Genomic DNA, 22937 nt, shown 5'->3' with positions numbered 1-22937 from the left:
CATCGACATGGAGCAGTACGACATCCTCATTCTGGGCGCCGGCATGGTGGGTGCCGCCAGCGCTTGTGCCCTGGCCCGCCGTGGTTTTTCCGTTGCCATCGTAGAGGCTCACACGCCGCAGCCCTACGCCCCCGAGCAGCCGCTGGACCTGCGGGTCAGCGCCATCAGCGCCGCCTCCGAACGGTTGCTGGATGAGCTGGGCGCCTGGGCGCCGATCGAAGCGATGCGACTGGCCCCCTACCAACAGCTGGCCACCTGGGAGTGGGAGCGCAGCGAGGTCTGTTTCGATGCCGCCGAGCTCAACCACAGCCACCTTGGCCACATTGTCGAGAACCGCATTGTGCAGCTGGGGCTGTGGCAGGCGATGGCCAATCACGCCAACATCACCCTGTTGACCGGTGAGGCCCCCAGCGCGCTGTGGCAGGATGAAGAAGGTGCCTATCTGACGGTGGGTGAGCGCACCCTCAAGGGCCGCCTGCTGCTGGGCTGCGATGGCGCCCGCTCCCGGGTGCGTGAAGTCGCCCGCATCGGCCTGACCGGCTGGCAGTACCGCCACCACTGCCTGGCGGTGAACATCACCACGGCGATGCCTCAGCAGGCGATCACCTGGCAGGCGTTCACCCCCAGTGGCCCCCGCGCTTTCCTGCCGCTGCCGGGCCCGCACGGCTCTTTGGTGTGGTACGACAGCCCGGAGAAAGTGGCGGCGCTGATGCGGATGGACGATGCCGAGTTGAAGGCCGCCATTCAGCACGCCTTCCCCGAGCGCCTGGGCGAATTCGAGATCAATGGCCGTGGCAGCTTCCCGCTGACCCGCCAGCACGCTCAGCACTACTTTGCCGACCGCCTGGTGCTGCTGGGGGATGCCGCCCACACCATCAACCCGTTGGCGGGGCAGGGGGTCAACCTCGGCTTCAAAGATGTGGCAGAGCTGGCCGGTGTGTTGGGTCAGGCACTGGATTGCGGCGAAGCCTGGGACGAAGCCAAGGTGCTGAATCGTTACCAGTGCCGTCGTCGCCGTGACAACCTGCTGATGCAATCCACCATGGACCTGTTCTACACCCTGTTCTCCAACGACCGGCTGCCGTTCAAGCTGGCGCGCAACCTGGGCCTGATGGCGGCACAAAATGCCGGCCCGGTGAAAACCCAGGTGATGCGCTACGCCATGGGGCTGTAAGTCCGGGTGCGGCAACTCTGGTTTAATCCCGCCCTCAATCAGTCTTTGCGGCTGACCCTGGCGCTGATGGCAGCGCTGGGGCTGGCCTACCCTCTCGGCCTGCTGGCCCCGGTCGCACTGTCGATGCTGGCGCTGCCGGCGGTGCTGGTCTCCGCCCTCGATCAACCTACGCCACGCTGGTGGCCACGCATCGGCGTGGGCATCGTCGGCTTTGTTCTGACCAGTGGCCTGACCGCCACCCTGACTCACCATATGCCCGCGTTGCTGCCCGCCTGGTTTGCCCTGCTTGGCCTGGTGCTGGGCGGGCTGGCGGCCTGGGGAGAGTTGGCCGGACGTCTGGGGATGGGGATGCTGGTGATGGCGGTGGCCGGGCTGGCCACCGCGCCTCAGGGGCCGCCCTGGCTGCTGGCCCTGAGCTTCGGCGCCTGCGTGCTGTGGCTGATGGTTTTTAGCGCCCTGTGGTACCGGTTGTGGCGTCACTATCCGCTGCGCCAGAGCCTGGCTGCCACCTACCGGACCCTGGCCCAGATCCTGCTCGACCGGCCCGGTCAGCTGCGGGCCCAGGGCCTGCCGGTGGAGTTTGATGCCGCCCTGGGGGAGCAGATTGGCCTGTGTCGGCAACAGTTGCTGGCGTTTGGCCGTCAGGGCGACATCGCGCCCCTGCGTAACGCCTTTATTGCGGCCGTTGACCTGCAGGAGCGGCTTCAGGCAACGCCTCATCCGGAGCAGGCCAAGGCGCTGTTTACCCGCCCGGACATCTACCCGCTGTACCGCGACTGGACCCGCGCCGTATCGGTGCGGCTGCGGCGACTGGCGCGGGACCTGTCCCAACACCGGCCACTGACCAGTGATGACCGCCACCAGGCCTTCGCCGAGCCGCTGATTGCCGCGCTGCAACCGTTAGCGGAAGCGGGCGGTCCCCGTGGCATGGTGGCCTACTACATGATTGGCAATGTCCGCCGCATCTCCCGCCTGGCAGAGCGGGTGGCGCCGCTGTACCAGCGCGATTTTCTGCCCCTGGCCGCGCCGGACTGGCGGGCCCGGCTGCGCAGCGTGTGCCGCTGGTCCTCGCCGGTGGCCCGTGGTGCCGTTCGGCTGGCGGTGTTGCTGGCGGCCGGTTCGGCCATCAGTCAGCATATCGGACTCAACAACAGTTACTGGATCCTCACCACCATTGTGATGGTGACCCAAAGCAGTTACGTCGCCACCCGTCACCGGGTGGGGCAGCGGGCGGCGGGCACCTTTGCCGGCCTGGTTGTCGGGGCCCTGCTGGTGTGGCTGGGTTTCAGAGCCGAAGCGGCGCTGGTTCTGGCCCTGTTGCTGGTGCCGGTGACGCTGGCGCTCCGACCGATCCACCACGGCTGGACCATCACCAGCGCCACCACCTTGCTGGTGCTGATGTTTGAGTATTTTGGCGTGGGCGGGGATGCCATCCTGCTGCCGCGGATGTTGGATACCCTGATTGGCTGTGTGCTGGTGTTTGTGGCGTTTCGCTGGCTGTGGCCGCAATGGCAGGGCGGGCGACAGAACGCGTTGCGTAAGCAGGCCCTGGCCCACCTGCACCGCTACCTGCAACGGGTGTTGATGGCGTTTGAGGGCAAACAGGTGGAGCCGGTGCTGCTGGCCCGAAGCCGTCGCCTCGCTTACGAGCAGGGCATCAGCCTGACCGCCAGTTTCCAGCAGATGAAGCAGGAGCCGGGCTACCGGGATGAAGCCACCAGCCTGGCGCTGTTAACCCAGTACAAGGGCGCGATGAGCCAGATCAACGCGGTGGTGCCTTTCGCCCGCCGTGGTGTGGTGCTGGAGCCGGAGGTGGCCGAGCGGCTGCGTCGCAGCTTTGATGAGGCGTATAAGGTGTTGGCGGCGACGCTGGAGGGACAGCCCTACCATTGGCCGCCGCAACTGGATGAAGCATCCAGTTGGTTGTCGGGGCTGCTGATGCAACAGCAGCCCAACCGGGCCGGCTTTGTGCTCTACCAGATGGCGTTACTGCTGGAGCGCTATCAGCGCCTCAGCAGTGTGCTGGCGGGGCAAAATGGATCGTCGCCAGACAGCCCCCCTGAGGACGGTTCTCCAGCTCAAATGTCCAGCCATAGCGGCGGCACAGATCGGTCACGATAAGCAGGCCCAGGCCGTGGCCATCGCCCGAATTGGGCGCATCCCCCAGCCCCACGCCCTGGTCGGCTACGGTCAGGGTGTGGCGGTCCAGCGTCAGCACGATGGTGCCCTCTGAAGTGGCACCGATGGCGTTACGCACAAGATTGCCCACCACCATGGCGATCACCGCTTCACTGGCCTCAATGGTGGGTTCGCCCTGAACCTCTAGCTGAAACTCAATCGCCTTGCCCAGTGCCGCCGATCGGTTCTGCTCGAGGATGGTGTCCAGTTCGGCGGCGGTCAGGGGGCGGCTGACCCCCTCCTGATCACGCTCATAGCGCACCAGGCTGAGCAGGGCTTCCACCGTCTCCTCCATCCGCGCCGCGGCGCTGGTGATGCGTTGCTGCTGGCGCTGGCGAAACTCCGGTTGGGCGTCGCTCTCCAGCAGGCGGGTGGCCCCCCGGATGATGGTCAGCGGGGTACGCAGCTCATGGCTGGTGTAGCGGGCGAACGCCTGCTCCCGCTTCAGCAGCCGATTGGCTTCCCGGCGGTAGTGGTTCAGTTCGTCGGTCAGCTCCTGAAACTCCCGGGCAGCTCCGGGGTTGATGGTAAAGGGGTGCTCCGGATTGCCCTGGTGGTCGGCCAGCTGGCGGCTGAGGTCATTCACCGGCTGGATCAGGCGCGCCGACAGGCGGATCAGCACCGCGCCAAAGATGGCCAACAGCAGGGTGGTGATGACGATGATCACCAGGCTGATCAGTCCCCCTTCGTGCTCGGTCAGCTCCAGCGGCTCGGCGTGGGCCAGCAGGTAGATGGGCTTACGCTCTCGGCCCTCATAATACTGGTCCACCAGGATAAAGAACTCCCCATAGTCGGTCTGGATCTCCGACTGCAGCTTGACGGCGTAGCGGTACTCATCGGGGATAAACGTCGGCAGGCTGTCCGGGTCGTTGTAGGCGAAGGTCACCTCATCCAGCTGCTGTGGCCCCTCAGCCCCGGTCAGGTAGAGCGCTTCGGCGTAGCCCCGGTTGGCTTCCAGATGGCGCAGGCTGACGTTGTCCTCGGCCAGCATGATCGCCTCGCGGATCAGCAGGTAGAGCACCAGACCCACCAGCACGGCCAGCCCGGTAAACACCAGCGCCAGCTTGCGGGTCAGGGTGGAGGCAGAGCTGCGTTTCATGCCGGGATCTCCAGGCGAAAGCCCACTTTCGGCACGGTCACCAGCATCGGCACCGCGAAGGGACGGTCAAGCTGGTTGCGCAGTTGGTAGATGTGGCTGCGCAGCACCTCGTTATTGGGTTCACCATCGGGCCACAGGGCGTCACAGAGGGTCTCCCGGGTGACGATCTCCGGGGCGGTGCGGCACAGCAGCTCCAGAATGGTGTAGGTGGTGGGGTTGAGCGCCAGCGGCCGCCCCTGGCGGGTGGCAGAGCGGGTATTGGGGTTGAGCACCAGCTCGCCGAAGTGACGCTCCAGCGGGGTCACTTGTCCACGGTAACGACGTACCAGCGCAGTCAGACGGGCCTGCAGGATGTCGAGGTCAAAGGGCTTGGCCAGGTAGTCATCGGCGCCGCAGTCAAAACCGGTCAGGGTGTCTTCCCGGCTGCCCAGGGCGGTCAGCATCAGAATCGGCGTGCGCTTGCCCTCCTCACGCAGTTTTTTGCACAGGGTACGACCATCCATCCTCGGCAACATCAGGTCGAGGATAATGGCGTCAAAGTCCTGTTCGCGGGCCAGGGTCAATCCCAGCTCGCCGTTGTCGGCGTAATCCAGCACCACCCCCTGTGCCTCGAAGAAATCAAAGATAATGCCGGCCACGTCCCGGTTATCTTCCACCAGAAGAATTCGCTTCAAAATCGCTGTCGTCATACTGCAGTTTGCTCTGTCAAAGGTGGCGCCTCCGGCGTGGAAAAAATGTCGACAACGTTTTTTTCACGGATGGGGCCGGACAATGCACGCCATAAGGCCAAACCGGGCCTGCTTGCCGTTATTGTGAGAGAGCGATGCTGAAACTTAAAGCGTTACCGAAAGGCGAAATCGCCCCCATCACCCTCAGCGTGATAGTTCCCCTCTACAACGAAACCGAAGTGCTGCCAGCCCTGCACCAGCGCCTGACCCAGGTACTGGATGCAATGCCGGAGCGCTGCGAGATTGTGTTCGTCGATGACGGCAGCAAGGATGGCAGCCACCAGATGGCCCAGCACCTGCCGCGCAGCAGCAGTGAGCACCTCTGCCTCTCCCTGAGCCGCAACTTCGGCAAAGAGGCAGCGATGAGTGCGGGTCTGGCTTATGCCCGTGGTCAGGCGGTGATCCTGCTGGATGCGGACCTGCAGGACCCGCCGGAGCTGATCCCCGACATGCTGGCCAAGTGGCGCGAGGGGTACGACGTGGTCAATATGCAGCGTCGCCGCCGTCTCGGTGAAAGCTGGTTTAAACGCACCTCTGCGGCCGCCTACTACCGTATCCTTAACTGGCTGTCGGAGATGCCGATCCCGGAGAATGTGGGGGACTTTCGCCTGCTCAGTCGCCAGGTGGTGGACCAGCTCAACGCCCTGCCGGAGCGCAGCCGCTATATGAAAGGGCTGTTTGCCTGGCCCGGTTTCAAGCAGATCACCCTCCAGTTTGACCGTGACCCGCGCGAAGCGGGTGACACCAAGTGGAACTACCCCAAGCTGGTGGGTCTGGCGATGGATGGCATCACCTCGTTCAGCATCCGTCCCTTGCGGCTGGCCACCTGGACCGGCCTGACCATCGCCCTCGGTGCCTTCCTCTACGGCGGCTGGGTGGTGGCGAAGACCCTGCTGTGGGGCGAAACCGTGGCCGGTTACCCCTCGTTGATGGTGGCGGTGCTGGCCTTGGGCGGGGTGCAACTGGTGGCCATGGGGCTGCTGGGGGAATACCTGGGCCGCGTCTATATCGAGACCAAAGGACGCCCCAACTATCTGGTGGCGGAGGTGATTGAGCGTCCGCGTCAGGTTCTGCGTCAGGTTCAGGAGGCGCAGGGATGATTCGGACCCGAACGTTATGGCTGCTGGCCGCGTTTGCCCTGTTGGTGCGACTGGCCACGTTGGGGGCTTACCCGCTGATGGACACCACCGAGGCCCGCTACGGTGAGATGGCCCGAATCATGGTGGAAACCGGTAACTGGCTAACGCCGCAGTTTGATTACGGCGTGCCGTTCTGGGGCAAGCCGCCGCTGCACACCTGGATGAGCGCCGGCGCCATGACGGTGTTGGGGGAGAATGAGTTTGCCGCGCGGCTGCCGCACTGGATTGCCGGTGTGCTGACGCTGGCGCTGGTGGTCAGTCTGGCCCGCCGTCAGGGCATCAACCGCGCCCTGACCGCACTGGTGCTGTCCAGCTGCGCCATCTTCGCCATCGCCAGCGGTGCGGTGATGACCGACATGGCGCTGACCCTCGGCCTGACCCTGGCGATGATGGGGTTCTATCTGGGCTGGCAGGGGCAGTATCGATGGGGGTATCTGGCGTTTGCCGGCCTTGCCATTGGCCTGCTGGCCAAGGGGCCGGTGGTGATCGTGCTGATGGCGCTGGCGGTGGGCCCCTGGCTGTTGCTGCAACACGGCGTTAAAGGCGCCTTTGTGGTGCTGTGGCGTCGCTTCCCGCTGCTGTCCGGCACCGCACTGATGCTGGCGATTGCCGCCCCTTGGTACTGCCTGGCGGAGCAGGCCACCCCCGGCTTCCTCAACTACTTCCTGGTGGGCGAACACTTCTCGCGTTTTGTTGAGAGTGGCTGGCAGGGTGACCTCTATGGCTCCGCCCACGATGAGCCGCGCGGCACCATCTGGCTGTTCTGGCTGTACGCGGCACTGCCCTGGTCGGTGCTGCTGCCGTGGCTGGGCTGGCGTCGTCGTCAAAGCGAGGGTGGCGTTAACCGCCCCTGGCTCAGCTTCCTGCTGATGTGGATGGTGGCGCCGATGCTGCTGTTTACCCTGGCGGGTAACATCCTGCCTGCCTATGTGCTGCCGGGCATCCCGGCGCTGGCTTTGCTGGTGGCCAGTCTGGTCAGTGAGCGCGAGATGCGGCTGGTGACCGGTGCCAGCCTGGTGACGCCAATGCTGCTGGTGGTGGCACTGGGGGTACTGGTGGGCACCGACATGAGCGACAACAAAAGCGATAAAACCCTGCTGGCTGGGCTGCCCGAAGCGCCGCTGTACTACTGGCAGAAACGCCCCTTCTCTGGCCAGTTCTATTCCGAGGGCCAGGCGCTGGAGGCGGACAGCCTGGCGCAGCTGCCGCACCAGGGAGAGTTTTACCTGGCGGGACGCCCGGCTTCTCTGGCTCAGCCTCTTAAGAGCGGTCAGTTCCGTTGCGAGCCCCTGCGCCAGCGGGGTAAGCGGGTGATCTATGGCTGCGAGGCGGTGCAGTGAAGCGCTTTGCCCGTTTTGCCCTGATCGGGGCGCTGGGGTTCGCGGTCGACAGCCTCTGCTTTGCCCTGTTGTGGCAGGGGCTGGGGTGGCCATTGCAACTGGCCCGGGGCGTGGCCTTTGTGGCAGCAGCCAGCACCACCTGGCTGGGCAACCGGTGGCTGACCTTTGCTGACCGGCCCAGCCAGCCCTGCTGGCACCAGTGGCGCCGGGCCCTCGCCAGTGCGCTGGTGGCGGCCGTGCCCAACCTGGGGGTGTTCCAGTTATTTTTGATGCTGCTGGGCCACCAGGGGTTGGCGCCCTATGTCGCGTTGGTGGGTGGCATTCTCGCTGGCATGGGGGTGAATTACTTTGCCAGCCAGACCTGGGTTTTTGCCCCCGCCGACACCCCATCCCGCTGAGTCTTTACCCCTTCGGGGCGTCCCTGCGACGCCCCGCTGCGGCATATTGTCGCACCCCGCGCACTCCCCCTTGGTCTTTTCCTGAATCGGAGTAAAACAGCGTCTATCCCATGGCACTTGCCCCGCGCTGAACGATCACAAGGATTGACATTTCATGCCTGTTAGCAAGCTTCTGGCCGTTACTGCGGCCGTAAACCTGGCGCTGGCCCTGCCGGCCTACGCCGATAAGATCAGCGATTGTGCTGAGGAGGGTCACTGCGACGAATACCAGGTGGTTACCGCGGACGTGATGCAATCACCGCTGACCGTGGTCACCGACCCCAAACTGCCGCGCCAGCCGCTGCCGGCATTTGATGGCTCCGGTTTCCTGCGCACCATCCCCGGCTTTAACGTCATCCGTAAGGGTGGCGCCGGTGGCGACATCACCCTGCGTGGTATGGCCGGTTCCCGGGTCAATATCGTGAACGATGGCCAACAGGTGGGGGGCACCTGCGGTGGCCGTATGGACCCGCCGACCAACTACATCTCGCCGGACACCTATGAACGGGTTGAGGTGATTAAAGGCCCACAGACCGTGAAGTATGGCCCGGTGGGTTCTGCCGGTACCGTGCTGTTTGAACGCGACCACTTCGGCCTGGCGGAGAAGGGGACGGAGGGCCGTGCCAGCATGACCTTTGGCAGCTTCGAGCGTAAAGACTACGCCATGGAGCTGATCACCGGCACCCCGGACCACTACTGGCGCATCGATGCCAACCATTCCGAGAGTGATGATTTCGAGGACGGCAACGGCGACACCATGCAATCCAGCTATGACCGTGACAGCTTCCATACCGCCATCGGCTGGACGCCGGATGCGGACTCGGTGCTGGAACTGAGTTACGGCTTCTCCTCCGGCTCTGCGGAGTACGCGGACCGCGCCAACAAAGCCCGCCAGATCGACAACGAAAACGCGACTCTGCTGGCCCGTACCGGTTCCCAGCTGGATTGGCTCAAGATGGTGGAGTTCCAGGCTTACTGGAACCAGAACGACCACATCATGGACCAGTTCGACAAGCTGGATAACACCGTCCCCGGTGCCAACCCGCGTCGCACCAACATCGGTGGCCACCTCTGGTTTGAACTGACCCCCAGCGACAACTGGGCGCTGCTGGTGGGCATCGACTACCTGGACAGCACCCAGGACATGCGCAACGGCCTGAGCCTGGATGAACTGCTGGGCAACGCGTTCGAGGACGTCTACAGCAAGGAAAACCTCGGTTTGTTGCTGGAGTCTGACTGGCAGATCGGTCCGGGCAAAGTGGTGGCTGGCGCCCGTTATGACCGCTACGAGCAGACGTTGCTGGGCAGCTGGTCTGGCGCCAATAAGGTCAATGAGCGCACTGAAAACCTGGTCAGCGGTTTTGGTCGTTACGAGTGGCTGCTGGAACAACACCAGCTCTACGCCGGTGTGGGTTATGCCCAGCGCATCGCCGACTACTGGGAGATCATGAAGTCGGGCAAAAACCTGACCCTGGATCCGGAGCAGACCACCCAGCTGGATATGGGCTGGATCTATCAGGGCCCGGTGGAGCTGTCCGCCTCGCTGTTCTATGCCGACATTCAGGATTACATCCTGATCGACAACAACAGCATGCCCAGTGCCCGGAATGTGGATGCCACCCTGTGGGGCGGGGAGTTGGGCGCGAGTTACCGCTTTGCTCAGTACTTCAAGCTGACCACCACCGTGGCGTATACCCACGGCGATAACGACACCGACAATGTGGCGTTGGGTCAGATCTCACCGCTGGAAGGCCGCGTCGCGCTGGACTACGAGAACGACAACTGGGCGTTCGGGGCGTTGTGGCGCCTGGTGGACAACCAGGATCGCGTCGCCGTAGGGCAGGGCAACATCGTGGGCCAGGACCTGGGTGAAACCGCCGGCTTCGGTGTGCTCTCCCTCAACGGCGCCTGGAAACATGGCGAAGCGATTCGTCTGAGCTTCGGCATCGATAACCTCTTCGACAAGGCTTACGCTGAGCACGTCAGCAAAGCGGGCAGCGGCAACGATATGCTGCCGCCGGAGGAGCGCACGGTGCGTGTTAACGAGCCGGGCCGTAACGCCTGGGTTCGCCTCGACTACAACTTCTGAGTTTCATCAACCTCGCCAAGCGAAGCGGCACCCACCGGGTGCCGCTTTTTTTGTCTCGATTTTGACACGTCTGGGGCGGTCCCAGGCAACGCGTTGATGGATATGGGGGGCTTGGCCTTAATTCACCGGCACAACGCCACCAGGACGGCGTCAGTAAGGATTTTCCGGGAGCCAGAAACGACAAAAGCCCGCACAAGGCGAGCTTTTGAGAAGATGGCTGGGCTACCAGGATTCGAACCTGGGAATGGCGGGATCAAAACCCGCTGCCTTACCGCTTGGCGATAGCCCAACTGGGGGTGAACAACCGACGTCGTTCGAAAGATGGCTGGGCTACCAGGATTCGAACCTGGGAATGGCGGGATCAAAACCCGCTGCCTTACCGCTTGGCGATAGCCCAACTGGGGTGATTGCTGACGCAATCGAAATAATGGTGGCTACGGCGGGACTTGAACCTGCGACCCCGGCATTATGAGTGCCGTGCTCTAACCAGCTGAGCTACGTAGCCACGAAAACTGTGGTGATTGGGCTTTCCCCAATCGATGCCCGACAACGTCAAACATCAAAATAATGGCTGGGCTACCAGGATTCGAACCTGGGAATGGCGGGATCAAAACCCGCTGCCTTACCGCTTGGCGATAGCCCAACAGACAACATGGTGCGGAAGGAGAGACTTGAACTCTCACGCCTCGCGGCGCCAGAACCTAAATCTGGTGCGTCTACCAATTCCGCCACTTCCGCAGAAGATGGTGGCTACGGCGGGACTTGAACCTGCGACCCCGGCATTATGAGTGCCGTGCTCTAACCAGCTGAGCTACGTAGCCATCAAAAGTTGCGTCCCATCGCTGGGAGCGGGGCGTATTATGCTGAGTTGCCCCCACAGCGTCAACTGCTTTTGCCGCGAAATCTTTCCAATCGGGATTGTTCGCGTGGAAAATAGTCAGACTAGATAAAGAAGCAGCAATTCGCCGTTGGCGGCGAGCAAAAAGCGCGCACAGAGAGGGTGGCTTTTTTCGGTTGTCTTCGCAACTGTGGGCCCGGAAGCGGCAGATAAAACGAAAAAAACCCGGCCTTGGCCGGGTTTTTGACGTCAATGGCAGGGATGCCTCAGACGTTAAACAGGAAGTGAATCACATCGCCGTCTTTGACAATGTACTCTTTTCCTTCGGAGCGCTTCTTACCGGCTTCCTTCGCGGCGTTCTCACCGCCCAGGGCGATGTAGTCGTCGTAGGCGATCACTTCGGCACGGATGTAGCCGCGCTCGAAGTCGGTGTGGATCTTACCAGCAGCCTGCGGGCCAGTGGCACCAACAGGGATGGTCCAGGCGCGCACTTCCTTCACACCGGCGGTGAAGTAGGTTTGCAGGTTCAGCAGCTCGTAACCGGAACGGATAACGCGGTTCAGGCCCGGCTCTTCAATGCCCAGGTCCGCCATAAACTCAACGCGCTCTTCGTCGTCCAGTTCGGCGATCTCGGACTCAATCTCGGCACACACCGGCACCACGACCGCGTTCTCTTTGGCGGCGATTTCGCGCACCTGGTCGAGGTAGGGGTTGTTCTCGAAGCCATCGTCATTCACGTTGGCGATGTACATGGTCGGCTTCAGAGTCAGCAGGCCCATGTACTGAATGCGGGCTTTCTCTTCCGGCTCGAGGGCCACGGAGCGGGCCATGCCGCCCTGTTCCAGGGTCGGCAGTACCTTTTCCAGTACCAGGATCTCCGCTTTGGCGTCTTTGTCACCGCCTTTGGCACGCTTGGCCAGGCGCTGCAGTGCCTTCTCTACCGCGTCCATGTCGGCCAGAGCCAGCTCGGTGTTGATCACCTCGATGTCTTCGGCCGGGTTTACGCCGCCAGCGACGTGAACGATGTTGTCGTTCTCGAAGCAGCGCACCACGTGACCGATGGCGTCGGTTTCACGGATGTTGGCCAGGAACTTGTTGCCCAGACCTTCACCGGTGGAGGCGCCTTTTACCAGGCCCGCGATGTCCACGAACTCCATGGTGGTCGGCAGCACTCGCTGCGGGTTGACGATCTTGGCCAGGGCATCGAGGCGCGCGTCCGGCACCGGCACCACGCCGGTGTTCGGCTCAATGGTACAGAAGGGGAAGTTGGCCGCTTCGATGCCGGCCTTGGTCAGCGCGTTAAACAGAGTGGATTTGCCCACGTTGGGCAGACCCACGATTCCGCATTTAAAACCCATGGTGTTGTTAACCTTTACGTCAGTTAGGCCGGTTGGGCCGTGAAGGTATGAAGCCGATTTTGGGCCTTGGTGATGCCATCACGCAGCAGGATATCGATGCTGCGGCTGGCCTCATCGACGGCCTCGTCGATGGCCCGTTGTTCGGGCGCCGGGGCCTTGCCCAGTACGTAACCGGAGACCCGGTTACGATCGCCGGGATGGCCAATGCCGATCCGCAGGCGATAAAACTCTTTGTTGTTGCCCAGGGCCTTGATGATGTCTTTCAGGCCATTGTGGCCGCCGTGACCGCCGCCTTGCTTGATGCGGGCAACGCCCGGGGGCAGGTCCAGCTCATCGTGGGCCACCAGGATCTGTTCCGGTTCCAGGCCATAAAAGTTGGCCATGGCGCCAACGGCTTTGCCGGACAGATTCATAAAGGTGGTGGGGACCAGCAGACGCAGGTCCTGGCTGCCGGACTGGATGCGTCCGGTCAGGCCGAAAAATTTGCTTTCGCTCTTCAGCGTCACGTTGTGGGCGCGGGCCAGTTCTTTAACCAACCACTCGCCGGCGTTGTGACGGGTATGGGCGTATTCGGGGCCTGGGTTTGCCAGGCCCACGATTAAACGGATGTTGTTGCTCACCGTTACTCTTGTGTCTGTTCGCTGTCGGCTTCGGTGTCACCCTCTTCCTCATCACTGCCACCTTTCGGCGGTTGGATGCTGACCACTGACAGGTCGTTGTCAGAGCCCGCTTCCAGATTCGGGAACTCCACCCCTTTCGGCGTCTTAAGATCCGACAGGTGCAGGGTTTCCCCAGTGTTCAGGTTGAGCGTATCCACCTCGATATTCTCCGGCAGGTCCTGCGGCAGACAACGGATGGTGACCTCGTTGACGAGGTGCATCACGGTGCCCCCGGCGCGGACGCCGGCCGAGTCTTCTTCATTGATGAAGTGCAGCGGCACGGTGGCGGTCATCGCCTCACCGCGCTTAACGCGCTGAAAATCAATATGAAGCAGCTTGGGCTTATAGGGGTGGCGCTGCATCGCTTTCACGATCGCTTCCACCTTTTTGCCGTCGATGTTCAGAATCAGGATCTGGCTATAAAACGCTTCCAGTTCCTGGGCTTGGTTGACTTTATTGTGGTCCAGGGTAATGGCCACAGGAGCTTCGTCTGCACCGTACAACACTGCGGGCAATCTCTCTGCCCGACGCAACCGGCGGCTCGCACCGGTGCCTATCTCGGTACGGACTTCAGCGTCGAATGTAAATTGCGACATAGGTCCGTTCTCCTTGTGTGGGTGTCCCCCTGCCTCGCGACCAAGACAGGGTTTTATCCTTTTAGACGAGTCCCGGCAGATCACCAAGGGAAATGCCGGCGGCGTAGTCTACCACTTTGATGGCGAACTGCTCAAACCGGGCTTGGAAGCCAAACAAAAACGCCCCGCACAGGGCGGGGCGTTTTACGCGGAACTCAGACCTTACTGGTCGAACATCGCGGAGATGGACTCTTCGTTGCTGACGCGACGGATCGCTTCGGCCAGAACCTGGCTCATGGTCAGCTGAGTCACTTTACCGGTGGCCTTCATCTCATCCTTCAGCGGGATGGTGTCGGTCACGATAACTTCGTCAATCACGGAGTCGCGGATGTTGTCCGCCGCGTTGCCGGAGAACACCGGGTGGGTGGCGTAAGCGAACACGCGACGAGCGCCGTGCTCTTTCAGGGCTTCAGCCGCTTTGCACAGGGTGCCGCCGGTATCGATCATGTCATCAACGATGATGCAGTCACGGTCCTTAACGTCACCGATGATGTGCATCACCTGGGAAACGTTGGCACGCGGACGACGCTTGTCGATGATGGCCAGGTCGGTATCGTCCAGCAGTTTGGCGACAGCACGCGCACGCACCACACCACCGATGTCCGGAGAAACGACAACCGGGTTGTCCAGGGCTTTGGCGCGCATGTCTTCCAGCAGCACCGGGCTGCCGAATACGTTGTCCACCGGTACGTCGAAGAAGCCCTGGATCTGCTCAGCGTGCAGGTCACAGGTCAGGACGCGGTCAACACCCACGCTGGACAGGAAGTCGGCAACTACTTTTGCGGTGATCGGCACACGGGCGGAGCGCACACGGCGATCCTGACGGGCGTAACCAAAGTAGGGGATAACGGCAGTGATACGACCGGCGGAGGCACGACGCAGGGCGTCTACCATCACAACCAGTTCCATCAGATTGTCGTTGGTGGGGGCACAAGTGGACTGGATAATGAATACGTCAGCGCCGCGAACGTTTTCATTGATCTGGACGCTGATCTCTCCGTCGGAGAAACGACCCACTTCGGCTTCACCCAGAGAGGAGTACAGGCGTTGGGCAATGCGACTGGCAAGTTCCGGCGTGGCGTTGCCGGCAAAAAGCTTGATGTCGGGCACAGGAAGAACCTCAGGCTTATTGACTTGGGTGGAAGACCGCGCGCCTGGGATTAAGGACCCAGCGGCGAGCTGGTCATTCTCCGTATTACTTCATCTGTTCGGGCAAAACGCCCCGAACCTGTGTCAAAAATGCCTCTGGGGGCACCCTCCGGTCCCGCCGGACGGTGGGACGCGGTCATTCAGGCTGGACGTCCTGATTGCATGACCGCGCTCCGGATTATGGCTGGGCTACCAGGATTCGAACCTGGGAATGGCGGGATCAAAACCCGCTGCCTTACCGCTTGGCGATAGCCCAGTGGACTGTTGTTTTACTGACCCAGTTTAGCCTGCAGCGGCGACAGGTTGCAGCCCCGGGCAACGAATCCCTGCCATTCGGCGGGGAGTTGCTCGAGCGCGGCCTGCGCCTGTTGTTGTTGGTCGAATCGACCAAACACACAGCTGCCGGTACCGGTCATTTTTGACGGCGCGTATTCTACCAACCAGCTCAGCGCCTTTGCAACTTGGGGGTAGGCTTCACACACCACCTTCTGGCAGTCGTTGTGCCAGCGTTCCGGCTGGGTTTCCAATGCTGTGATCTTGGCGCTGTCGCGGGTCAGGTCCGGGTGACCAAAGACTTCCGCTGTGCTCACTTCGACATCTGGTACGACCACCAGGTACCAAGGCTCTTCAACATTTACCGGGCGCAACTTTTCACCAACGCCGTCGGCCATGGCAGCACGGCCACGCACGAACACCGGCACATCGGCGCCCAGGGCCAGGCCCAAATCCGCCAGGGTGTCTTCATCCACACCGGTGTTCCACAGATGGTTCAACGCCACCAGGGTGGTGGCTGCATCGGAGGACCCCCCGCCTAGCCCCCCGCCCATCGGCAGGCGTTTGTCCAGATGGATGCGTGCGCCTTTATGGGTGCCGGTGTGGGCCTGCAGGCGGCGGGCGGCACGGACAATCAGGTTGTCATCGTGGGCCACACCGGGAATGGCCGGCGTCAGCGCAATCACACCGTCGTCGGTGATGTCGAAATGGAGCTGGTCGGCAAAGTCGACAAATTGAAACAGGGTCTGCAGCTCGTGATAGCCGTCGGGACGACGACCATTAATGTGCAGGCAGAGATTCAGTTTGGCCGGGGCTGGCCAGGCGGCGCTGGAGGACATCAGGGTTCCGGTTGCCAGTGGGAAAGGGCCAATTTTAAGCGTTGATCGTCCCGGCGCAACTCGATCTGCACCGGCACTTTATAGCCGGACAACTGCTGCCAGCCGAGGTAGCGCAACTGCCACAGTTCGCCGCTTTGCGGATGCACCAGCTGCAGTTGGGAGACTTCGCCATCGCTGCCATACTCAACGGATTCGGCCCCGCGGGTGTCGCCCAGCAGGTAGCGGCTGATCTGGCTCAGGGGCAGGGGCCAACCGGTGAGACGTTCAATCAGTTGGTCGGCGCTCTGGCCCTGGTGGGTCTGACCATCGTATTGTACCTGGGCGTGACCCGGGCGACTGTTCAGTACCAGCACCGTGTTGCCCAGTGGCGTGGCCAGGCGCAGATCATCCTGGCCGGAACTGTCGCGATGGCGCCAGCTCAGGTTGGCGGAGACCCGCTGATCCGGCTGGATCACCGCCAGTTTTCCGCGCATGAGCCAGTTGGGGGCGTCGGCGGCCGGGGCATCCCCGGCAGGGATGGGACTGGCGCAACCGTTAATGAGAATAATGAAGAATAAAAGCGGTAACGTTTTGAATGGTAGGTTAAGCATTTCTTTCCAACTTTGTGCGCCACGCCTCAGAGATGAGGTTGAGGCTGGCCAGACGTCCCGGTTTTATTTCCATCGTCATCCGCTTTGTGCGTAAAATTGCTGAGCCGCCACGGATTGACAGAGATAAGGGCGAGTTAGTTACGAAGCCATGACGTTAGTTGCTATTGGAATCAATCACAAGACCGCCAGCGTCTCGTTGCGGGAAAAAGTGGCCTTTGGCCCGGACATCCTCACCGATGCCCTAAAGAGTCTTGCGGATCAGACCCGAACCGGAGAGGCGGTGATCCTCTCTACCTGCAACCGCACGGAGTTGTATACCAACCAGGTGGAATGTGACCGCCTGATCCAGTGGTTGAGTCAGTTCCATAACCTCAGTGAAGCTGAGCTGCGCGAGTGCATCTATTTGCACACGGGGCAGTCGGCTGTCCAGCATCTGCTGCGGGTCTCCGCCGGTCTGGACTCGCTGGTGTTGGGCGAACCCCAGATCCTCGGCCAGATTAAGCAGGCCTTTGCGGACGCCAAGCGCGTCGGCACCATCGCACATACCCTCGACCGCTTGTTCCAGCACACCTTTAAGGTGGCCAAGCGCATCCGTACCGAAACCGAGATCGGTTCCTCCGCCGTGTCCGTGGCCTTTGCCGCAGTGAACCTGGCCCGTCATATCTTTGATGACCTGTCCCGTTCCCGCGTGCTGCTGGTGGGCGCCGGTGAAACCATCGAACTGGTGGCTCGCCACCTGAGCGAACAGGGCGTAACCAATATGGTGGTGGCAAACCGTACCCTGGCTCGCGCGGAAGGTATGGCGGCCGAGTTCGGCGGTAGAGCGGTGACCCTGCCCCAGATCCCCGAGCACCTGGCGGAAGCCGATATCGTGATCTCCTCCACCGCGTCTCCGCTGCCGATCCTGGGCAAAGGGATGGTGGAGAACGCGCTGAAAGCTCGTCGCCACCAGCCCATGCTGCTGGTGGATATCGCCGTTCCTCGCGACATCGAGTCGGAAGTGGCCGATCTGGAGAACGCCTACCTCTACACCGTCGATGACCTGCAAGGCATCGTCGAGAAGAACATGGCGTCCCGTCTGGAAGCGGCCGAGCAGGCTGAGCTGATTGCCCATGAGCAATCCAGCGAGTTTATGAGCTGGCTGCGCAGCCTCGACTCCGTGGCCACCATTCGCGCCTTCCGTAGCCAGAGTGAAGCGGTGAAAGCCGATGCCCTGGCCCGGGCTCAGGAGCGACTGGCCTCCGGTGCGGACCCGGAAGCGGTGATGCTGGAGCTGGCCAATAAGCTGACCAATAAGCTGATCCACTCTCCCACCCAGGCTCTGTCCAAAGCGGCCCGCTCCGGTGATCTGGACAGCCTTGAGCTCTTGCGCGCTGCCCTCGGCATCGACGACAATTAAGCCATTCCCAATCCCCATAATGGATTTGAAACGGAAGCCTTGTGCTTCCGTTTTGCTGTCACGCCACCCGATGTGGCCGTAAGTAAGGTATTCGATGAAGCCAACCGTTTACGCGAAACTGGAAGGGCTGCAGGAGCGCTATGAAGAGGTTCAGGCGCTGCTGGGCGAGCCCGATGTGATCGCCGATCAGGACCGTTTTCGCCAACTCTCCAAGGAGTACTCCCAGCTGGAAGCTGTGGTCAATGCCTTCCTGGCCTATCAGCAGAATCAGGAGGACATCGCCACCGCCACCGAGATGCTGGCGGACCCGGAGATGAAGGAGATGGCCGAAGAGGAGCTGGCGGAGGCCCGCGCCCAGACCGAAGCCCTCGAGCAGGAGCTTCAGATCCTGCTGCTGCCCAAAGACCCCAACGACGATCGCAGTGCCTTTGTTGAGATCCGCGCTGGCGCTGGTGGCGACGAAGCGGCGATCTTTGCCGGTGACCTGCTGCGCATGTACAGCCGCTACGCTGAGCAGAAAGGCTGGTCGGTAGAGCTGATGTCCGCCAGTGATGGCGAGCACGGCGGCTACAAAGAGGTGATCGCCAAGTTCAGCGGCGACAGCGTCTACGGTGAGCTGAAATTTGAATCCGGTGGCCACCGGGTACAGCGGGTGCCGGCGACGGAATCCCAGGGCCGCATCCACACCTCCGCCTGCACCGTGGTGGTGATGCCGGAAGTGCCTGAAGCGGAAGCGATCGAGATCAATCCCGCCGACCTTAAGGTGGACACCTTCCGGGCCTCCGGCGCGGGCGGTCAGCACGTCAACAAAACCGACTCTGCGGTGCGGATCACCCACCTCCCCACCGGCACCGTGGTGGAGTGTCAGGACGAACGTTCCCAGCATAAAAACCGCGCCAAAGCGATGGCGGTGCTCTCCGCTCGTCTGCAGGCGGCGGAAGATGAAAAGCGCAAAGCCGAAGAGACCAGTACCCGCCGTTCTCTGGTGGCGTCCGGTGACCGCTCTGAGCGCATTCGTACCTACAACTACCCGCAGGGCCGGGTCTCTGATCATCGCATCAACCTGACCCTCTATCGCCTGACTGAGGTGATGGAAGGGGAGCTGAGTGCGCTGATGCAGCCGATCCTGCAGGAGCACCAGGCCGACCTGCTGGCTGCCCTGGCAGAGGACGCGTAAGTGCGCATCGATGCCTGGCTGGCCGAGGCCAGCGCCCAACTGGAGGGGCACAGCGACAGCCCGCGGCTGGACGCCGAGCTGCTGCTGTTGTCCCGCCTTGGTAAGCCCCGCAGCTTCCTGTTTACCTGGCCAGAGCATGAACTGCCCGAGCCACTGGTGGCCAATCTGGCGGGACTGCTGGCCCGACGCCAGGCCGGTGAACCGGTGGCGCACCTGACCGGCCAACGGGAGTTCTGGTCGTTGCCGCTTAAGGTGAACGCCACCACTCTGATCCCGCGTCCGGATACCGAGTCTCTGGTGGAGGCGGCGCTGGAACTGGGCCTGCCCGATGACGCCGAAGTGGTGGACCTGGGCACCGGCACCGGCGCCATCGCCCTGGCGCTGAAGAGCGAGCAGCCCGGCTGGCGCATCAGTGCGGTGGACCGCATCGCCGACGCGGTGGCGCTGGCCCGGGCCAACAGCGAGGCGCTGGACCTGCCGATCACCGTGCACCACGGCAGCTGGTTTGAACCGCTGTCCGGCCAGCGCTTTGACCTGATCGTCTCCAACCCGCCTTACATAGACCCACAGGACCCGCACCTGGGGCAGGGGGACGTGCGCTTTGAACCGCGCTCCGCCCTGACCGCCGATGACCACGGCCTGGCCGACATCCGCCATCTGGCTGAAGCCGCAGCAAACCACCTCAGAGCCGGTGGCGTATTGATGGTCGAACACGGCTGGGACCAGGGGGAAGCGGTACGTGAGATTTTCCGTCAGGCGGGGCTGACCTCGGTACGGACCGGCCGGGATCTGGGCAATCGCGAACGCTTCACTCTGGGTTTTCTGGCCGCAAGCGCGTAATCTAGCCCCAGACTTTTACGGAAGGAAATTCAACGATATGGAATGGTTCTATTCCCTGTACCCCGGCCTGAAGCACCTGCACATGACCCTGATCGCGGCCAGTGTCGGCTTCTTTATCGTGCGCTTCGTCTGGCTGATGGTCGGCTCTGACCTGCTCAACCGCAAATGGGCCCGTATCTCCCCGCACGTGCTGGATACCTTTTTGCTGCTGTCCGGTGCGCTGCTGTGCGTGGCCATCGCCCAATACCCCTTCGATGCCCCGTGGCTGACCGAGAAGATGATGGCGCTGGTCGCCTACATTGTGTTGGGGGTGATCACCTTTAAGCTGCAACGCGGCAATCTGTTCCGCGTGGTGGCCTTTTTGGGTGCCCTGGGCTGGGTCTACTACATGGCGGTGCTGGCGATGACCAAAACGCCCATTCTGTTGGGCTGAGTTCGACCACACACCAAGAGGGGCCAGGATGGCCCCTCTGTGCGTTTTCAGACGCGCAATCCGATCAAGGAGTAAAAGATGTCTGACGTATTGATCACCAATCCGGCCTCGGTGCTGGGCCTGCTGATGGTGGTACTGGGGGCGGTGTTCTATACCTCCACCAGCCCACACCCCTTCTGGCGTCGCTTCTACCGCTACATTCCGGCCCTGCTGCTGTGCTACTTCATCCCCTCGCTGCTGAACACCTTCGGCATCATTGATGGCGAAGATAAGTCGCTCTACTACGTGGCGTCGCGCTTTCTGCTGCCCACTGCACTGGTGCTGCTGACCCTCAACCTGGACCTGAAAGCCATCGCGTCGCTGGGCCCTAAGGCGGTGATCATGTTCCTGGCAGGCACCCTGGGCATCGTGCTGGGGGCGCCGGTGGCACTGCTGCTGGTGTCGGCCCTGTTCCCCGAACTGCTCAGTGGCCACGGCCCGGAAGCGGTGTGGCGTGGCATGACCACGGTGGCGGGCAGCTGGATTGGCGGAGGCGCCAACCAGACTGCGATGAAAGAGATCTACGGGGTAGGGGACACCATCTTCTCCGCCATGGTGGCGGTGGACGTGCTGGTGGCCAATGCCTGGATGGCGGTGCTGCTGATCCTGGTGCCGCGGGCCAACCGCTGGGACAGCAAACTGGGGGCGGACACCACGGCGCTGGAGGCGCTTCGTCGCCAGATGGCGGCCTGGCAGGAGGAACACGCGAAAATTCCGCTGCTTCGTGACCTGATGGTGATTCTGGCAGTAGGCTTTGGGGCCACCGGTCTGGCACACTATGGGGCCGATTGGCTGGCGCCCTGGTTTGCCAGCCATTTCCCCGAGCTGGAAAAGTACAGCCTGCACTCCGGCTTCTTCTGGCTGATGGTGCTGGCCACCACCCTCGGGGTGCTGCTGTCGCTGACCCGCGCCCACAGACTGGAAGCGGTGGGGGCGTCGCGGGTGGGTTCCGCCGGCATCTACGTGCTGGTGGCCACCATCGGCATGCATATGGACATCACTGCGCTGCTGGAGACGCCGGTTTATTTCCTGCTTGGCGCGGTGTGGATGCTGGTGCATGCGGCCATAATGCTGTTGGTGGCGCGTCTGATCCGGGCGCCGCTGTTCTACATGGCGGTAGGCAGTCAGGCCAACGTGGGTGGGGCGGCTTCTGCGCCGGTGGTGGCCGCGGCTTTCCATCCGGCGTTGGCACCGGTTGGGGTGTTGCTGGCGGTACTGGGATACGTGCTGGGCACCTATATGGCCTGGTTCTGCGGGCAGATCCTGCAGGCACTGGCACAATGAATTCTAAGGCGGTGGGCCTGGCCCGCCGTGTGTTGACCTAAGTGAGGTAATGATGGACGCGAAAGCCATCCGAGTCGGCCAATGTGATGTGGCCAACGACAAGCCTTTCGTGCTGTTTGGCGGCATGAACGTACTGGAATCCCGGGATCTGGCGATGCGGATTGCCGAGCACTATGTGCAGGTAACCGAGAAGCTGGGCATCCCCTACGTGTTCAAGGCCTCCTTCGACAAGGCCAACCGCTCCTCCATCCACTCCTACCGTGGACCGGGCATGGAAGAGGGCCTGAAGATCTTTGAAGAGATTAAGTCCACCTTCAACGTGCCGCTGATCACCGACGTGCACGAAACCCACCAGGCGGCCCCGGTGGCTGAGGTGGTTGATGTGATCCAGCTGCCGGCGTTCCTGGCACGCCAGACCGATCTGGTGGCGGCCATGGCGGCCACTGATGCGGTGGTGAACGTGAAGAAGCCGCAGTTCCTGAGCCCCGGCCAGATGAAGAACATCGTTGAGAAGTTCCGTGAGTGCGGCAAGGAGGAGGTGATCCTCTGTGAGCGTGGCGCCAACTTCGGTTACGACAACCTGGTGGTGGACATGCTGGGCTTCCGCACCATGAAAGAAGCGTCCGGCGGCCTGCCGGTGATCTTCGACGTGACCCACGCGCTGCAGTGCCGTGACCCGCTGGGTGCGGCCTCCGGCGGTCGTCGCCGTCAAACCGTGGAGCTGGCCAAGGCCGGTATGGCCACCGGTTTGGCGGGTCTGTTCCTGGAAGCCCACCCGGACCCGGACAACGCCCTGTGTGATGGCCCGAGTGCGCTGCCGCTGGCGATGCTGGAGCCGTTCCTGGCCCAGCTCAAAGCACTGGACGACCTGATCAAGGCGCAGCCGGAGCTGGATATCCAGTAAGCCCTTCGCGCCACAAAAAACGCCGCCTCCAACGTCAGTCAGGGGCGGCGTTTTTGCAAGTCGGGATCACTCGCCGTCTTTGCTGTCTTGCTGCGGCTCAGTGCGGGCCAGCTTGAGTGCCGGCTGTGCGTCCATGCTCATCAGTGACTGATGCACTTCATCCAGTTGTACCTGCAGCTGGGCCTGAACCTCTTGGTTGATACCCTCACGGTCAAATTGAACCGGTTCCGGTTGCAGGGCGGGGGTGGTGATCAGAGCGGCCAGCAGTGCGATGGTGGTCATGGAACGTCTCCTGCCCTAAGGCAAAATAAGTGTCGAATTCGGCGCAAAATTTAG

General features: G+C 62.3%; 21 protein-coding genes and 7 tRNA genes. 12 read left to right on the top strand and 16 right to left on the bottom strand.

What is annotated here, in order from left to right; translation table 11 throughout:
* Window positions 1-7 precede the first annotated feature (7 nt).
* Entirely contained in the window at window positions 8-1174 is a 1167-nt protein-coding gene (locus FBAL_RS14585) for an FAD-dependent oxidoreductase (RefSeq protein ID WP_013346348.1), read from the top strand.
* A gap of 6 nt (window positions 1175-1180) precedes the next feature.
* Window positions 1181-3295, top strand: a complete 2115-nt coding sequence (locus FBAL_RS14580) for an FUSC family membrane protein (protein ID WP_013346347.1) — start codon at window positions 1181-1183, stop codon at window positions 3293-3295.
* Here the strand turns inward: FBAL_RS14580 and FBAL_RS19995 are convergent.
* Together FBAL_RS19995 and FBAL_RS14570 are read right to left on the bottom strand one after the other, a co-directional pair.
* The gene (locus FBAL_RS19995) at window positions 3186-4451 is read right to left on the bottom strand and encodes a sensor histidine kinase (protein ID WP_013346346.1); all 1266 of its coding nucleotides are present in this window, start codon (window positions 4449-4451) and stop codon (window positions 3186-3188) included. The two genes, FBAL_RS14580 and FBAL_RS19995, sit on opposite strands and share 110 nt — an antisense overlap.
* Window positions 4448-5140: a response regulator transcription factor gene (locus tag FBAL_RS14570; protein ID WP_013346345.1), complete on the bottom strand. Its 693-nt coding sequence runs from the start codon at window positions 5138-5140 to the stop codon at window positions 4448-4450. Before FBAL_RS14570 ends, FBAL_RS19995 begins: the two co-directional genes overlap by 4 nt.
* 134 nt (window positions 5141-5274) lie before the next feature.
* Between FBAL_RS14570 and FBAL_RS14565 the strand changes: the two genes are divergently transcribed.
* The 4 genes from FBAL_RS14565 to FBAL_RS14550 all read left to right on the top strand — a co-directional run bounded on the left by FBAL_RS14565 (window position 5275) and on the right by FBAL_RS14550 (window position 10184).
* Window positions 5275-6279, top strand: coding sequence for a glycosyltransferase family 2 protein (locus FBAL_RS14565; RefSeq protein WP_013346344.1), 1005 nt, complete (start codon window positions 5275-5277; stop codon window positions 6277-6279).
* The gene (locus tag FBAL_RS14560; protein WP_013346343.1) at window positions 6276-7658 is read left to right on the top strand and encodes an ArnT family glycosyltransferase; all 1383 of its coding nucleotides are present in this window, start codon (window positions 6276-6278) and stop codon (window positions 7656-7658) included. Before FBAL_RS14565 ends, FBAL_RS14560 begins: the two co-directional genes overlap by 4 nt.
* Entirely contained in the window at window positions 7655-8056 is a 402-nt protein-coding gene (locus FBAL_RS14555; protein ID WP_013346342.1) for a GtrA family protein, read from the top strand. Before FBAL_RS14560 ends, FBAL_RS14555 begins: the two co-directional genes overlap by 4 nt.
* 154 nt (window positions 8057-8210) lie before the next feature.
* Complete coding sequence (locus FBAL_RS14550; protein WP_013346341.1) at window positions 8211-10184, top strand: TonB-dependent copper receptor; 1974 nt, start codon at window positions 8211-8213, stop codon at window positions 10182-10184.
* Window positions 10185-10398: 214 nt separating this feature from the next.
* On the opposite strand, the gene FBAL_RS14545 is transcribed toward FBAL_RS14550, so the two are convergent.
* The 13 genes from FBAL_RS14545 to lolB form a co-directional block, all read right to left on the bottom strand.
* A tRNA-Gln gene (locus FBAL_RS14545) sits at window positions 10399-10473 on the bottom strand.
* A gap of 33 nt (window positions 10474-10506) precedes the next feature.
* Window positions 10507-10581 (bottom strand) — tRNA-Gln (locus FBAL_RS14540).
* Window positions 10582-10612: 31 nt separating this feature from the next.
* Window positions 10613-10689, bottom strand: a tRNA-Met gene (locus FBAL_RS14535).
* A gap of 63 nt (window positions 10690-10752) precedes the next feature.
* Window positions 10753-10827: transfer RNA gene (locus tag FBAL_RS14530), tRNA-Gln, on the bottom strand.
* 10 nt (window positions 10828-10837) lie between these two features.
* A tRNA-Leu gene (locus tag FBAL_RS14525) sits at window positions 10838-10922 on the bottom strand.
* A 6-nt stretch (window positions 10923-10928) separates the two neighbouring features.
* Window positions 10929-11005, bottom strand: a tRNA-Met gene (locus FBAL_RS14520).
* Between the two features lie 283 nt (window positions 11006-11288).
* The gene (gene ychF / locus FBAL_RS14515; RefSeq protein WP_013346340.1) at window positions 11289-12380 is read right to left on the bottom strand and encodes a redox-regulated ATPase YchF; all 1092 of its coding nucleotides are present in this window, start codon (window positions 12378-12380) and stop codon (window positions 11289-11291) included.
* Between the two features lie 23 nt (window positions 12381-12403).
* Window positions 12404-13000 carry an aminoacyl-tRNA hydrolase gene (gene pth / locus FBAL_RS14510; RefSeq protein WP_013346339.1) on the bottom strand — a complete coding sequence of 199 codons (597 nt, stop codon included), beginning with the start codon at window positions 12998-13000 and terminating at the stop codon, window positions 12404-12406.
* Between the two features lie 2 nt (window positions 13001-13002).
* Window positions 13003-13635 (bottom strand): 50S ribosomal protein L25/general stress protein Ctc, encoded by a 633-nt coding sequence (locus FBAL_RS14505; RefSeq protein ID WP_013346338.1) that lies wholly within the window; start codon window positions 13633-13635, stop codon window positions 13003-13005.
* Between the two features lie 201 nt (window positions 13636-13836).
* A complete protein-coding gene (locus FBAL_RS14500) occupies window positions 13837-14784 on the bottom strand; it encodes a ribose-phosphate pyrophosphokinase (RefSeq protein ID WP_013346337.1) in 948 nt (315 codons plus the stop codon).
* 220 nt (window positions 14785-15004) lie between these two features.
* Window positions 15005-15079: transfer RNA gene (locus FBAL_RS14495), tRNA-Gln, on the bottom strand.
* 13 nt (window positions 15080-15092) lie between these two features.
* Complete coding sequence (ispE, locus tag FBAL_RS14490) at window positions 15093-15935, bottom strand: 4-(cytidine 5'-diphospho)-2-C-methyl-D-erythritol kinase (protein WP_013346336.1); 843 nt, start codon at window positions 15933-15935, stop codon at window positions 15093-15095.
* Entirely contained in the window at window positions 15935-16408 is a 474-nt protein-coding gene (gene lolB, locus FBAL_RS14485; RefSeq protein WP_171814276.1) for a lipoprotein insertase outer membrane protein LolB, read from the bottom strand. Before lolB ends, ispE begins: the two co-directional genes overlap by 1 nt.
* Before the next feature lie 265 nt (window positions 16409-16673).
* Here lolB and hemA point away from each other — a divergent pair, with 265 nt between their 5' ends.
* The 6 genes from hemA (at window position 16674) to kdsA (ending at window position 22601) form a co-directional block, all read left to right on the top strand.
* Window positions 16674-17924 carry a glutamyl-tRNA reductase gene (gene hemA / locus FBAL_RS14480; RefSeq protein ID WP_013346334.1) on the top strand — a complete coding sequence of 417 codons (1251 nt, stop codon included), beginning with the start codon at window positions 16674-16676 and terminating at the stop codon, window positions 17922-17924.
* Window positions 17925-18018: 94 nt separating this feature from the next.
* Window positions 18019-19101: a peptide chain release factor 1 gene (gene prfA, locus FBAL_RS14475; RefSeq protein ID WP_013346333.1), complete on the top strand. Its 1083-nt coding sequence runs from the start codon at window positions 18019-18021 to the stop codon at window positions 19099-19101.
* Entirely contained in the window at window positions 19102-19941 is an 840-nt protein-coding gene (gene prmC, locus FBAL_RS14470; RefSeq protein ID WP_013346332.1) for a peptide chain release factor N(5)-glutamine methyltransferase, read from the top strand. It abuts the gene before it with no gap.
* A gap of 37 nt (window positions 19942-19978) precedes the next feature.
* Window positions 19979-20374, top strand: coding sequence for a SirB2 family protein (locus FBAL_RS14465; RefSeq protein WP_013346331.1), 396 nt, complete (start codon window positions 19979-19981; stop codon window positions 20372-20374).
* Between the two features lie 78 nt (window positions 20375-20452).
* On the top strand, window positions 20453-21697 hold the full coding sequence (locus FBAL_RS14460) for a DUF819 family protein (protein WP_013346330.1): 1245 nt from the start codon (window positions 20453-20455) through the stop codon (window positions 21695-21697).
* Window positions 21698-21749: 52 nt separating this feature from the next.
* The gene (kdsA, locus tag FBAL_RS14455) at window positions 21750-22601 is read left to right on the top strand and encodes a 3-deoxy-8-phosphooctulonate synthase (RefSeq protein WP_013346329.1); all 852 of its coding nucleotides are present in this window, start codon (window positions 21750-21752) and stop codon (window positions 22599-22601) included.
* Window positions 22602-22667: 66 nt separating this feature from the next.
* Here the strand turns inward: kdsA and FBAL_RS14450 are convergent, their stop codons facing one another.
* Window positions 22668-22883, bottom strand: coding sequence for a hypothetical protein (locus FBAL_RS14450; protein WP_013346328.1), 216 nt, complete (start codon window positions 22881-22883; stop codon window positions 22668-22670).
* Window positions 22884-22937 lie beyond the last annotated feature (54 nt).

Source organism: Ferrimonas balearica DSM 9799 (assembly GCF_000148645.1).
Lineage (GTDB): Bacteria > Pseudomonadota > Gammaproteobacteria > Enterobacterales > Shewanellaceae > Ferrimonas > Ferrimonas balearica.
Note: the sequence above shows the minus strand (reverse complement) of the source record. Positions and strands in the feature narration are given on the sequence as shown.